General features: G+C 68.6%; 13 protein-coding genes. 3 read left to right on the top strand and 10 right to left on the bottom strand.

What is annotated here, in order from left to right; translation table 11 throughout:
• The first annotated feature begins 491 nt into the window (after positions 1–491).
• Complete coding sequence (locus tag QMG86_RS02130; RefSeq protein ID WP_281877342.1) at positions 492–1,145, top strand: DUF8020 domain-containing protein; 654 nt, start codon at positions 492–494, stop codon at positions 1,143–1,145.
• A gap of 356 nt (positions 1,146–1,501) precedes the next feature.
• Here QMG86_RS02130 and QMG86_RS02125 read toward each other — a convergent pair whose 3' ends face one another.
• Complete coding sequence (locus QMG86_RS02125; RefSeq protein ID WP_281877341.1) at positions 1,502–2,758, bottom strand: lipase family protein; 1,257 nt, start codon at positions 2,756–2,758, stop codon at positions 1,502–1,504.
• A gap of 247 nt (positions 2,759–3,005) precedes the next feature.
• On the opposite strand from QMG86_RS02125, the gene QMG86_RS02120 reads away from it, so the two are divergent.
• Entirely contained in the window at positions 3,006–3,650 is a 645-nt protein-coding gene (locus QMG86_RS02120; RefSeq protein ID WP_281877340.1) for a cysteine hydrolase family protein, read from the top strand.
• A gap of 39 nt (positions 3,651–3,689) precedes the next feature.
• Here the strand turns inward: QMG86_RS02120 and QMG86_RS02115 are convergent, their stop codons facing one another.
• Genes QMG86_RS02115 through QMG86_RS02095 form a run of 5 tightly spaced genes read right to left on the bottom strand, consistent with a single transcriptional unit; the run spans position 3,690 to position 8,370 of the window.
• The gene (locus QMG86_RS02115; RefSeq protein WP_281877339.1) at positions 3,690–3,866 is read right to left on the bottom strand and encodes an antitoxin; all 177 of its coding nucleotides are present in this window, start codon (positions 3,864–3,866) and stop codon (positions 3,690–3,692) included.
• Positions 3,867–3,909: 43 nt separating this feature from the next.
• Positions 3,910–6,207 carry an ATP-dependent DNA ligase gene (locus QMG86_RS02110; RefSeq protein ID WP_281877338.1) on the bottom strand — a complete coding sequence of 766 codons (2,298 nt, stop codon included), beginning with the start codon at positions 6,205–6,207 and terminating at the stop codon, positions 3,910–3,912.
• A gap of 47 nt (positions 6,208–6,254) precedes the next feature.
• Positions 6,255–6,461 (bottom strand): antitoxin, encoded by a 207-nt coding sequence (locus tag QMG86_RS02105; RefSeq protein WP_063024726.1) that lies wholly within the window; start codon positions 6,459–6,461, stop codon positions 6,255–6,257.
• A 38-nt stretch (positions 6,462–6,499) separates the two neighbouring features.
• On the bottom strand, positions 6,500–7,642 hold the full coding sequence (locus tag QMG86_RS02100) for an MBL fold metallo-hydrolase (protein WP_434086189.1): 1,143 nt from the start codon (positions 7,640–7,642) through the stop codon (positions 6,500–6,502).
• Positions 7,642–8,370 (bottom strand): enoyl-CoA hydratase, encoded by a 729-nt coding sequence (locus QMG86_RS02095; protein ID WP_281877336.1) that lies wholly within the window; start codon positions 8,368–8,370, stop codon positions 7,642–7,644. Before QMG86_RS02095 ends, QMG86_RS02100 begins: the two co-directional genes overlap by 1 nt.
• An 89-nt stretch (positions 8,371–8,459) precedes the next feature.
• On the opposite strand from QMG86_RS02095, the gene QMG86_RS02090 reads away from it, so the two are divergent.
• On the top strand, positions 8,460–9,563 hold the full coding sequence (locus QMG86_RS02090; protein ID WP_281877334.1) for an NAD(P)-binding domain-containing protein: 1,104 nt from the start codon (positions 8,460–8,462) through the stop codon (positions 9,561–9,563).
• A gap of 20 nt (positions 9,564–9,583) precedes the next feature.
• Here the strand turns inward: QMG86_RS02090 and QMG86_RS02085 are convergent, their stop codons facing one another.
• The 4 genes from QMG86_RS02085 to QMG86_RS02070 all read right to left on the bottom strand — a co-directional run bounded on the left by QMG86_RS02085 (position 9,584) and on the right by QMG86_RS02070 (position 13,136).
• Complete coding sequence (locus QMG86_RS02085; protein WP_281877332.1) at positions 9,584–10,441, bottom strand: aldo/keto reductase; 858 nt, start codon at positions 10,439–10,441, stop codon at positions 9,584–9,586.
• A gap of 102 nt (positions 10,442–10,543) precedes the next feature.
• Positions 10,544–12,127, bottom strand: a complete 1,584-nt coding sequence (locus QMG86_RS02080; RefSeq protein WP_281877330.1) for a carboxyl transferase domain-containing protein — start codon at positions 12,125–12,127, stop codon at positions 10,544–10,546.
• Between the two features lie 51 nt (positions 12,128–12,178).
• Positions 12,179–12,781, bottom strand: coding sequence for a GTP-binding protein (locus QMG86_RS02075; protein WP_174186021.1), 603 nt, complete (start codon positions 12,779–12,781; stop codon positions 12,179–12,181).
• Positions 12,762–13,136 carry a DUF742 domain-containing protein gene (locus QMG86_RS02070; RefSeq protein ID WP_014981573.1) on the bottom strand — a complete coding sequence of 125 codons (375 nt, stop codon included), beginning with the start codon at positions 13,134–13,136 and terminating at the stop codon, positions 12,762–12,764. Before QMG86_RS02070 ends, QMG86_RS02075 begins: the two co-directional genes overlap by 20 nt.
• Between the last annotated feature and the right edge of the window lie 4 nt (positions 13,137–13,140).

The raw sequence follows: 13,140 nt of genomic DNA, 5'->3' as shown, positions 1-13,140 counted from the left end.
CTACGCGTCGGACGGTAGCCGCCGATCCCGATCGCGGAGCCGGGCCGCGGTACATCCCCTCGCTCGAGTTTCCCGGTCGACGTGACACACGTGCCAGGCGAACGCGCCCTCCACCGGCCCCGCCCCAATACTCCCAAAGCCATTGCCGAACTGCGGGTTACGCCGTCCGAGCACCGACATCCGAGTACTTCGCGATCAATGCTTCGTTCGGGGGTTGCACTCCCTCGCCCCCGCGAAGGCCGATCGACTCGCCCCGAAGGCCCGCAAGACCCCATTGAAAATAGCCGGCGGCTATAAACAACCGGACGGTAAAAGGCGGAAGATTACCCTCCGAATTCGTGTCCCAAACCTCTTCCGTCACAGTACAGTTATCACTCGGAAGTAGCTGTTTTTTGGATCACATCCCGGATGAACACGCCGGCGGGGGAAGGAAATTCGGCGTGCGCCGCGTTCTCTATTGCTCGAAGCCTGATGAAGATTGGAAACCGAGAATGATTCTGCGGAAAGTCACTGCCGCTGTCGTGCCACTGGTCGCCGCGCTCACGGTGGGGTCCGGCGTCTCGCACGCCGAACCGGACGCGACAACGGTCCCGGATATCGGCTATCGAGCCGAATTGATCGGGAACAAGGTCGTCACGACGCTCACCGAGGGCACGTTCGAGCTGCGCGGTGACGCGGTCGACATCAAGGACGCGGCGGGCGACGTCGCGGTCACCCTGCCCCTCGCTTTCCGGCAGGACGGGCTCGAATACCCGATGGCCCACCTCGTGCGCGACGCGGGCCGAGTGCTGGAGCTGACCGTCGTCAAGGACGCGGCGCAGGCCCGCCCGGCGGCCACGCCGGTCGCCTCGCCGTTCGAGAACCAGCGCGCGATGGATGCCTTCCTGTCGCAGTTCGGCATCGCCACCGCGGTCGGCGGGTTCATCGGCACGGTCATCGGAGCGCTTGTCGGCCTGACGGGCCTCATCGGAGGACCCGTCGGTATCGCCACCGTGCTCGCGGGCGCGGGTATCGGCGGCATCATCGGCACCATCGTCGTCGGTGGACCGGCCTTGATCATCGCGGGTATCGATCTGATCAGCACGCTGGCCGCCCCGCCCGGCACCACCAAGTGGATGGACACCACCGGGCGTTCGCAGAACTGACCGGCGCCTCCGGGGACAACGCGCACCGAATCTCCCGCGGTTCGGTGCGCTTTCGTCTGTGCGGACAGCCGGCGGTCCGCTGGTGCGTGAGCACCACGCGCCCACGCACCTGCACCCGTCGACGACTCCGGTGCCGCACCGTCGATGACTCGCCGAAGCGGGACACCGCCCTCGAGCACCCGTCGACGGCTCCGGTGCCGCACCGTCGATGACTCACCGAAGCGGGACACCGCCCTCGAGCACCCGTCGACGGCTCCGGTGCCGCACCGTCGATGACTCACGAGGCGGACACCGCGCTCAATCACCGTGGACGGCTCCGGTGTTCCGACCGTCACCGACGACAGGCGATCGTCCACTTACCGCTCACGGCACCCGGGGAACACCGGCAGACCCGCGAACCGATCGGCGAGGAAGTTCATCGCGCCCGGCGCCTCACCGATCGCCGCCGGGTTGTGCGTGGGCAGCATCGAGTGCACCGAGGTGATCAACGCTCCCTGCGCGCAGTACCGGCCGATCAGGTCGGTGAAGCCCGCGACGGGGATCACGTCATCGGTCAGGCTGTGGTACAGGTACATCGGCGTCTCCGGCGCGCTGCCGCCGAGTTCCTGGGCGTCGGTCGCGGCGCGGAAAATCGGATGTCGCAGCAGGTCCGGCACGACGGCGAAGTCGTCGACCCGCGCGCCGACGTACTTCGGCACCAGGTCGGACCCGCACATCGTCGCATTCTCGGCCAGCGCCGCACGCCCCCGATCGTTGAGCAACTCCAGCAGCCCGTTGCCGGGATCGTTTCGGGCGAGCGCGAACAGGATCAGCAGCGCCAGCCCGGACTGCACGGTGCCGTCCGCCTCGCGAGCTATGGCCGGCCAGTCCGCCGGAACGCCACCCGAGGTGATTCCCGCGAACCGCACGTCCGGGGCGTACTCCGGCTGCAACTGCGCGGCCCACAACGTGGCGAACGCGCCGCCGGAATAGCCCCAGGCGCCGATCGGCGTCGCGGGTCCGAGTCCGGCCTGTGGGAGATCGCGCGCTGCCCGGATGCCGTCCAGCACACCGCGTCCGGAGTTCACCCCGTCGAGGAACCGGGATCGCGGCCCCTCGTAGTCACTGGCCACCACCGCCCACCCACGGCGCAGCGCCTCCGCCATGAACGGCGTATCGATCACCGTGTTCACCGCGCCGGTGTCCCAGCCGCCGCGCAGGGCGAACGACGGTGCGCACCGCGTGCCGAGACTGTCCTCGGGCACCTGATACGACAGCAGGGGCCGCGCGCCCCGGCCGAACCACGGCAGCATCGGCACCAGCACGGTCGCCACGTCGGCCACGGGATCGTCGCTCGCGTCGGTGGTGCGATACTTCACCTGCCACGCCGAAATCGGCAGAGGCAGTCCGAACAACGCGATGGGGCGGGAATCCAGCACGGCGCCGTTGCCATAGCGCGCGAGGTCGGCGGGTGCCGCGTAGAACGGGTCCCGGTCCGGTGGTGGTAGCTCGGCGTGTGCCCCTGGAGCGGCGGCCAGAATGATCACCGTGGACAAGATGATCCCCAGGATCACCGCGCACACGGGACGGTTGCTCGCCTGCGCGACGACAGGCGCTGCGTGCACATCCTTCATCAGGGCCTCCCCAGTCCCGGCGAGGCGGCGGGTGTCCCGCTGTGGCCGGGGCTCACCTGACCTCGAGACCTCCACGGTACTGCCGGGCCGATCGGCCCGGCAACGGTCGATCGCAGGTCACACCCACCGCCGCTGCTGTCCGCCGGGCTGGTTACAGTGTTGGCCAAAACGCCCCCAGCGCAATCGAATAGCTGTCCAGGGCCACCCCCCCTCGCAGCGCGAGCGCAACGAACAGGAGTAGCCGAGCATGCGGCATGGCAACGGACTGGACATCCCCGAGGGACTCGCCGACGTGTGCGCCCCGGACCGAATGGCGGTGATCGTCTACGACATGCAGGTCGGCGTGCTCAGCCAGTTGCCGGACGGGCCGGAGATCATCGAGCGCGTGGTCGGGGTGGTCGACGCGGCGCGCTCGGGCGGCTACCCCGTGGTCTTCCTGCGCCATTTCTTCCTGCCCGAGCGCCTGAGCGGAACTTTCGCGCTGCGCATGGCCATGAGCTGGCAGCAAGTGGATTCGGTGGACAAGGTGCGCTTCATCCTGCAGCGCGACACCCCGGCCTTCGAGCTGGTTCCCGAGCTGCGGCCGCGCGCGGACGAGGTGGTGTTCGACAAGACGTCGATGTCGGCCTTCGAAGGGACTCCGCTGGCCTCGATGCTGCGCGACCTGCGCATCGACGCCTACGCCATCGCGGGCGTCGCGCTGGAGATCGGCATCGCGCCCACGGTCACGCATTCCACCGATCTCGGCTTCGTGCCGGTGGTGATCAGCGACGCGGTGGGCGGACGGGACAAGGAGGCCATGGCGCGGGCGTACGACGACTTCGAGTTCCAGGGCCACGCGCTGGTGACCGATATCGCGACCATCACACCGCTGCTCGCGGGCGCCAACTGACCCGACGGGACCCGGCCACGGCCGGGTCCCGTTCCACGCTCACTGCTCCTGCAGGGCTTTCTTGGCCGCGTCCTGGGCGGCGTCGACCTGGCTCGCGAACTTCTCGCCCGTCTTCTCGTCGACGAGATCGCCCGCCTTGTCGATCACCGCGTCCAGCTTGTCCGCGTTCTTCTGGGCCAGGTCCATCGCCTTGCCCGCCAGGTTCTTGAAGTCCACCCTGCACTCCTCGTCTCGTGCTGAGAACCACCGCGAGACAACCCTACCCAGCGCCGAGCCACGCCGGGTGCCACAACCGGCCCGTCTCGGTCCAGTTCATGAACCGCACGGTGCCACCGAGTTTCGGCGTCACCCACACCGCTTCCTTGCGTTCCTCGGCGGTCAGGTCGTTGTCGAACGGCGAAGTCTTGCGTTCCAGCGGGCGCAGCCGCGCGGCCAGCTCCCGCAAGTTCGAGTCGTCGAACCCGGTGCCGACCCGTCCGACATAGACCAGCCGCCCGTCGTGTGGAATGCCGACCAGCAGGGACTTGAATTCCCGTGCCGAGCTGCGCCGCCAGCCGCCGATCAGCACCCGCTGCGTGCGCCAGTTGCGCTGCTTCACCCAGGCGTGCCCGCGCTTGCCGGGTAGATACACCGAGTCCTTGCGCTTGGCGACCACGCCCTCGAGCCCGTGCTCCTGGCTGTAGCGCAAGGCGTCGGCGCCCGAGCCGTCCAGGCGCGGCGGCACGACCAGCGACGGCGCGTTGGCGGCGAGCGCCTCCAGCACCCTGCGGCGGTCGGCGTAGCGCTTGCGCAACAGCGAGGTGCCGTCCAGGTACAGCACGTCGAAGGCGACGAACACCGCCCGCGCCGCATCGGCTTGCAGCAGACCCAGATTCGCGACGCCGTGATCGTCGAACACGACGGCCTCGCCGTCCAGCACCACCTGATGTCCGGACAACTCCCGCCGCAACGCCGCGATGCCGGGATAGCGGTCGGTCACGACGTGGCCCGCCCGGCTGCGCAGCGTGATCGCGCCGGACTCGATCTCGGCGATCAGCCGGAAGCCGTCCCACTTCGTCTCGAAGCACCACTCGGCGGCGCCGAGTTCGGCGACGTCACCGTGCGTCGCGAGCATCGGCGACAGACCGCGCGGCAGCGGCGCGGGCCCGCCGGACGGACGGATGATCCGGCCCTGCGGTTCGTCCGGCTCCTCCTCCTGCGGTTCGGCGCCGTTCTGCGCACGCATCAGATGCATCAGCCACTGATTGCCGTTGGTCTGGATCAGCGCGTACCGGCCGGTGAGCCGCCTGCCGTGGAATCGAACGATGACCTCGTCGTCGCGCCACTTCTCGGTCTCGTAGGTGCCGGAGTCCCAGATCGTCATCTCGCCCGCGCCGTACTCACCCTTCGGGATGGCGCCGTGGAAGTCGAGATACTCCATCGGGTGGTCCTCGGTGTGCACGGCGAGGCGGTTCTGCTCGGGCGAGGTCGGCGGACCCTTCGGCACCGCCCAGGACACCAGCACCCCGTCGCGCTCCAGCCGCACATCCCAGTGCAGGCGCCGCGCGTGATGCTCCTGCACGACGTAGCGATTGTTCTCCCCCGGCGCGGGCGCCTGCGCGGGAACCGGCTCTGGGGTGCGGGACGGGTCACGCATCGAGCGGTACTTCGTCAACGCGTCGGGAGCCGTCCCGGACGAATCATCCCCCGCCGGCGCGGCATCCAGTTCGGCGAGCAGATCGCCGTCGGCGCGGTACCTGGCCAGCACCTCGTCGAACCGCAACTGCCGCAGCTTCTTGCGATTCTCGATCTCCTTCCACGTGCGTGGCGCGGCGGCATTCGGCTCCGGCCGCCCCCGCATCGAGTAGGGCGCGATGGTGGTCTTGGCGGCGTTGTTCTGGCTCCAGTCCAGGAAGACCTTGCCGCCGCGCGCCGCCTTCGCCATCGTCGCCGTGACCAGGTCCGGACGCAGCCGTTGCAGATTCGTGGCCACCTGTTTCGCCACGGTGGACGCGCCGTCGGAGCTCAGATCGCGATCCAACGGCACATAGAGGTGTATGCCCTTGCTGCCACTGGTCACCGGGAAGGCGCGCAGACCGATGCCCTCCACCATCTCGCGCACCGCGAGCGCCACCTCGGCGCATTCGGCGAGCCCGACCCCCTCGCCGGGATCCAGATCGAAGACCAGCCTGGTCGCCGGACCCATGTCATCGTCGTCGAAACGCCACTGCGGCACATGGACTTCCAACGCGGCCTGCTGCGCGAGCCAAGCCAGTCCGGCTTCGGAATCGATCAGCGGGTAGACGACCTTGCGATCGGAATGCCGCAGGGCGCGCCGCTCGATCCAGGACGGAGCATGCGCCGGGAGGTTCTTCTCGAAGAAAGACGGTTCGTCGACGCCGTTCGGCCAGCGCTTGCGGGTCACCGCCCGCCCGGCGATGTGCGGCAGCATGGCCGGCGCGATCGCCGAATAGTAGGCGATCACTTCGCCTTTCGTCGTTCCGGTGGCCGGGTACAGCACCTTGTCGAGGTTGCTCAGGTCAACCTCGATACCACCGAACTCGCGGCGGGCCGCCATATCCGAAGTGTAGCGGCGGAGACCCGGCGAAGGTCTCCGCCGCGGGCTCAGGCGTGCGGCCCGGACTGATCGGGCGGAACCACCTTCTTGGCGGCCTCCTTGCCCTTGGCGATCTTGTCCGTGTACTTGCCGTGCGTCTTCTGATCGATGAAGTCACCGGCCTTGTCGACCGCGTGATTGATCTTGTCGGCGTTCTTGGCCGCCGCGTCCTTTCCCTTGTCGACCAGGCCCTTGACCGTATCCGCGAAACTCATCGCCGTGATCCTTCCTGTCGCCAACTATCCGGAGTGCTTCACCCGATATTCTCCCACCAAGAATCCGCAGGTGGGGCGCTCGACGGGTCCACACGCTCGCCGGGCATCGGCACCGCGACACTCGTGCCCGCCGCTCGCGCCGCGGCCACCATCCGCGCGACCGGCTCCGACCAGCCGTGGAAGGCGAGATTGAAGGTGGCCCAGTGAATCGGCACCAACAGTCCGTGACCGGGATTCCCACCGCACAGGTCGGCGTGTGCCCGGACCGCCTCCTCGGGGTTCATATGCACATCCGGCCAGCGCTCGTCGTAGGCGCCGATCGGCAGCAGCGTCAGATCGAACGGGCCGAGCGCCGCGCCGGCCTCGGCGAACGCCTTCGTGAAGCCGGTGTCGCCGCCGAAGTACACCCGCCGGGTCGGCCCGACGATCGACCACGAGGCCCACAGCGTGGTGTTGCGCAGCAAGCCGCGTCCGGAGAAGTGCCGAGCCTCCGTGCAGGTGAGCACCAGATCGGCGCCGTCGCGGCCCCGGCCGAGGTCGCTGAGCGACACCGAACCGCCCCAGTCCAATTCGATGATGCGTTCGTCCGGGACACCCCAGTGCCGCAAGTGGGCGCCGATGCCGATCGGAACGAGGAACGGCGCGTCCTGGCGTGCCACCAATTCCCGGACGGTCTCCTTGTCCAGGTGGTCGTAATGGTCATGCGAGATGATCACCGCGTCGATCGGAGGCAGATCGGCCAGCGGCTGCGGCACCGGATGCATGCGCGCGGGTCCGACCAGCGGCGACGGCGAAACCCGCTCGCTCCACACTGGATCGGTGAGAATCCGGTACCCGTCGACCTCGACCAGTGCCGTGGCGTGGCCGTACCAGGTGACGGCCAGCGCGGCCGCCTCGGCCGGCTGCCGCGGGGTCCGCAGTGGGACGGGGCCGCGCGGTCTGCCCGCGTTGCGCCGGGTCAGCGCCGAGACCAGCAGCGAGGGAGTCGAACCCGCCACCACCTGGCTACTGGGCTCGGTATTGTGGAACTGGCGGTCGCGATAGGTGGCCGCGCCCACCGCGTACGGCTGGATGGCCGAGATCGAGGCGCCCATCGCCGACGGGATGTCCCACACCGCCCGAGCCAGCCAGGTGAGGCCGAGCGCGCCCGCCGCGGCGCCCGCGACGCGTCTGATGTCCATCATCGCCCCACAAACTTCGCCGGGCGCTTTTCCTGTCTGGCCAAACGACCCTCCTTGGCATCCTCGCTCGTCCACGCGGCCTCCAGTGCGGCGCGCTGCTGCGCGGTCTCCGGATCGCGCGTTCCGTCATCATTGAGCACCAGCTTCATGTACCGCAGGGACAACGGGGCCAATGCCGCGATCTGCTTGGCCCAGGCCTGCGCGTCGGCCACCGTGCCGATCCGGTTGGCGAACCCGAAGGTGTAGGCGTCCTCGGCCGGGATCTGCTCGGCGCCCAGCAACACCGTGCGCGCCGGGCCGCCGCCGATCAGGGCGGCCAGCCTGCGCACGGTCCAGCGATCCACGGTGATGCCCAGTTTCGCCGCCGGCACCGCGATGTACGCCTCCGGTGCGATCACCCGCAGATCCGAAGCGAGCGCCAGCTGCACGCCCGCCCCGATCGCGGCGCCGTTGATCGCCGAAATCACCGGGATCGGCGCCGATTCGATCGTGTGCAGCGTTTCCAGCAATCCGGACAGGAAATCGTCGGAGTACACCCCGGACAGATCGGCGCCCGCACTGAACACCGTGCCGTGCCCGGTCAAGACGATGACGCGCGCCTGGTCGGCGACAGCGGCGAGCACGGCCTCGCGCAGCAGTGTCACGAGTTCGTGGTTGAGCGCGTTGCGGCGCTCTTCCCGCTGAAGTTCGATGGTGACCACGTCACCGTCCCGGCTGACACCGAGCATACGACCTCCCCGACTGAACGGTCCGTCTGATCTTTTCACTCTGCCACAGTGGACTACCCGCTCCACGCCGGGCGATACGATCAGCGGCTGTGCCGACCGACTTCGACATCCTGGTGATCGGCGCTGGTCAGGCGGGACTGTCGGCCGGTTATCACCTCCAACGCCTCGGGTTGCGCCCGGAGCGGCACTTCCTGCTGGTCGACCGGTCGCCCGGTCCCGGCGGCGCGTGGCAGTTCCGCTGGCCCTCCCTCACCCTCGACACGGTCAACCGAGTGCACGATCTGCCCGGTATGTCGTTCGCGGAGACATTGCCGCCGGGTTCGTCGTCCGCGCCGGCGGCCTCGGCTGTGCCGCACTACTACGAGCTGTACGAGAAGCGGTTCGACCTGCGGGTCCGCCGACAGGTCTCGGTCACCGTGGTCTGTGACCGCTCCGAGGACGGCGCTCCCGCCGCACGCGGCGCGGTGCTCAACGCGGAGACCGACGTGGCGGGCCCGATCCGGGTACGCGGCCTGATCAACTGCACCGGTACCTGGGAGCATCCGTTCGTTCCGCACTATCCCGGAGCGCAGACCTTCGCGGGCCGCCAGTTGCACACTCGCGACTACCGCAGTGCCGAGGAGTTCGCGGGCGAGCACGTCGTGGTGGTCGGCGGCGGCATCTCGGCGGTCCAGCTGCTCGACGAGATCTCCCAGGTCACCACCACGACCTGGGTCACCCGGACGCCGCCGCGCTTCCGCGAAGGCGCCTTCACCGAGGAGGACGGGCGAGTCGCGGTCGCGATGGTCGAGGACCGGGTGCGGCGCGGGTTGCCGCCGGGATCGGTGGTCTCGGTCACCGGTCTTCCGCTCGACGACCGGTTACGCGCGGCGCGAGCCCGCGGCGTGCTGACCCGTCTGCCGATGTTCGAGCGCATCGAGCCCGGCGGCGTTCGCTGGGCCGACGGGACCTTCCAGCGGGCGGACGTGATCCTGTGGGCCACGGGGTTCCGCAGCGCATTGGACCACCTGGCGCCACTGCGATTGCGCGGGCCCGGCGGCGGCGTCACCATGTCGGGACGACTGGCCACCCAGGTGGCCGCCGATCCGCGCATCCATCTGATCGGCTACGGGCCGTCGGCCAGCACGGTCGGCGCCAATCGCGCGGGACGCGCCGCGGCGCTCGAGCTCACCGAACATCTCGGACTGCGCTGACCGACCGCCGACCGGAATCGTCAGTCGATCAGGCCCATGGTGAACGTGTCCGGATCACCGCCGGTGCGCGAACCGGTGTCCAGCGCGGTGATCGCGTCCATCTGCGCCGCGGTCAGCTCGAAACCGAACACGTCGAAGTTCTCCGCGATCCGCGACGGCGTGACCGACTTCGGGATGACCACGTTGCCCAGTTGCAGGTGCCAGCGAATGATCACCTGCGCCGGAGTGCGACCGACCTCGGCGGCCACCGCGGTGACGGCGCTTTCGTCGAGCAGCGTGCCCTGCCCGAGCGGACTCCACGCCTCGGTGGCGATCGCGTTGGCGGCGTGGAATTCGCGCAGCTCGCGTTGCGCCAGCCTCGGGTGCAGCTCGATCTGGTTCACCGCCGGGATCTCGCCGGTCTCGGCGATGAGCCGCTGGAGATGCGCGACTGTGAAGTTCGAGACCCCGATCGAGCGCACCCGGCCCTGCGACTTCAGCGCCTGGAAAGCGCGGAAGGTGTCCACGAAGCGGTCGGCCGCGGCCACCGGCCAGTGGATGAGGTAGAGGTCGAGGTAGTCCAGGCCGAGCCGCTGCATGCTGGCGTCGAACGCGCGCAGCGTGGAGTCGTAGCCCTGATCGGAGTTCCACAGCTTGGTGGTGACGTAGATCTCGTCACGGGGCAGGCCGGATTCCCGGATCGCGCGGCCGGTGCCCTCTTCGTTTCCGTAGATCGCCGCGGTGTCGATGCTGCGGTAGCCAACCTCGAGCGCGGTGGTGACGACCGGGAAGACGTCCTCGGCGGGTACCTGGAAAACGCCGAAGCCGAGCTGCGGGATCACGTTCCCGTCGTTCAGCACGATCGAGGGAACGGTGCTGGTCTCGCTTTTGAAGGTCACATTCCGACGGTAGAAGTGCGGCGGCGAACCGTCAATCACGCCCTCGGGTGTGTTGGCTTGCAATTTGCTGGGAAACGGATGGTGAACGGCGTTCGCCGCCGGTCAGCCGGGCAAGCCGAGCCGCCGGTAGCGCGCCTGTCGCGCCGCGCGCAACTCCGCGTCCGGCCGGGCGCGCAATGCCGCCAGTTCGTGCGCGATCGCGGCGACCATGCGGCGGGCGAAGTCCACCGGCTCCTCCGCCGCGTCGGGCAACTCCGGCACGATCCGGTCGACGACACCGTCGGCCAGCAGGTCGGCGGCGCTGATCCTTTGTGCCGCAGCGAGTTCCGCCGCATGGTCGGTGTCGCGGAAGACGATGGCGCTCGCGCCCTCCGGCGGCAGCGGGGCCAGCCACGCGTGCGTGGCGGCGAGCACCCGGTCGGCGGGCAGCAGCGCCAGCGCGCCACCGCCGGTGCCCTGGCCGAGCAGCACGGAGACGGTCGGGGTGTCCAGCGTCACCAGGTCCGCAATGCAGCGGGCGATCTCGGGCGCCAGCCCGCGCTCCTCGGCTTCCTTCGACAGCGCAGCGCCCACCGTGTCGATGACCAACACCAGCGGCAGCCGCAACTCCTGAGCAAGCGCCATACTGCGCCGCGCCTCCCGCAGCGCGGCCGGGCCCATGGTGTTCTCGCCCTGTTGGCCACGCCGGTCGTGCCCGAACACCACGCACGGCTGCCCACGGAAACGGCCGAGGGCGAGCACGGCAGTGCGATCGGACTCGCCCTGGCCGGTGCCACTGAGCGGAACCCGTTGTGTCACATGACGTAATAGTTCTCGGATGCCGGGACGCTGCGGGCGGCGCGAGATCAGAACCGACTGCCACACCCGATTGCCTTGGTCGGCGATCCGCGCGTCGTCGAGCTGGTTTCCTTCTGCTCCAGCGACATTCGCGTCCGGGGCGTGATCCACAACCGTCGACTTTCGCGGCACCGCGATCCGCTCGTAATTCCGCTGTACCGCAACATTGTCGGGAAATTCGACGCCGCTGAACACACTCAACGCGCGATGGGCGATTCGGCGGAAGACCGGGATCGTGAGAACACCGTCGATAACGCCACGCCGATACAGGTTTTCCGCCGTCTGCACACCTTCTGGGAAAGGCCTGCCGTACAGGGCCTGATAGACCCGTGGGCCGAGAAATCCGATGAGCGCCCCGGGTTCGGCGAAAGTGATGTGGCCCAATGACCCCCACGACGCGAAGACTCCGCCCATCGTGGGGTTGCGGAGGTAGACGACGTAGGGATGCCCCGCCGACTTGTGCGCCGCCACCGCGCCCGCGATCTTCACCATCTGCACGAAGGCGACGGTGCCCTCCTGCATCCTGGTCCCGCCGGAGGTCGGCGAGGCGACCAGAGGCAGCCCGAGCTCGGTGGCGCGCTCCACCGCCGAGACGATCCGTTCCGCCGCCGCCACGCCGACCGAGCCGGCCAGAAAACCGAATTCACAGGCGATCACGGCCACGCGCCGACCACGCAGCAACCCTTCGCCGGTCAGGACCGATTCGTCGGTGCCTGCCGCGACCGCCGCCTTCCGCAGCGCATCGCGGTACTGCGGGGAGGCGGCCACCGTCACCGGTGGCCGGTCCCAGCTGACGAACGAGTCCGTGTCGAGCAGTTGCTCGAGCAACTCACGCGCCGAAGTACGCACCGGGCGAGCCTATCCCGCCCTACCCGGCGCTCCGGCGAACCACACGAGCACTCAGTAGCCCTGCATCACCTTGCGCAGCGCGTACTCGGTGAGCGCGACCAGCGCCTGCTTGGCCGGCTCACGACGACGAGCATCGATGGACAGGATCGGCACATCGGCGGGCACGGCGAGTGCCTGCCGGATGTCCTCGATCGGGTACCGCGGCGCGTCATCGAATTCGTTGAGCGCCACCAGGAACGGCAGGCCGCGCGCTTCGAAGTAGTCGACGGCCGCGAAGCTGTCCTCCAGCCTGCGGGTGTCGACCAGGACGACGGCACCGATGGCGCCACGGATCAGGTCGTCCCACATGAACCAGAACCGATACTGGCCAGGCGTGCCGAACAGATACAACACCAGATCGTCGGCGAGACTGATCCGGCCGAAGTCCATCGCCACGGTGGTGGTCGACTTCATCGGAATGCCGGTCAGGTTGTCGATCCCGGCGCTGGCATTGGTCACCAATGCCTCGGTGCGCAGCGGAACGATCTCCGAGACAGCACCGACCAACGTGGTCTTCCCGACGCCGAAGCCACCGGCGACCACGATCTTCGCCGATGTTGGCTTGCTGGTACGAGTGTCGACCTGCGCCGTCGAATCAAATACGCCGGAGTCCACTGAGAACCCTTTCGATCAGCTCGCGACGTTCATCGTCGCTGGAATCGTCTTTCAAAGTCGCCGATACGCGCACGTGCCCGGCCTCGATCAAATCGGCCACGAGCACACGGGCCACCCCGATCGGGATACCCAATCGAGCTGCTACCTCGGCAACGGACGGCGATTCTCTGCACAACTCCACGATTGACGTCTCGATGTTGGTCAGTTCGAACTGCCGCTCCAGGGCGACCGGATGCGATGCGACGAGAGCCTCCAACGCCAACTCGACCGCGGGCCTGGTCCGGCCTGCGGTCAGCGAGTATGGGCGAACGAGGCTCGGCTCGGCGCTCCCCACGCGGTGATCTTCTATGTCCATCCCA

Source organism: Nocardia sputorum, assembly GCF_027924405.1.
GTDB lineage: Bacteria > Actinomycetota > Actinomycetes > Mycobacteriales > Mycobacteriaceae > Nocardia > Nocardia sputorum.
The sequence above is the reverse complement of the archived record's forward strand: the minus strand, read 5'-3'. Positions and strand labels throughout refer to the sequence as shown.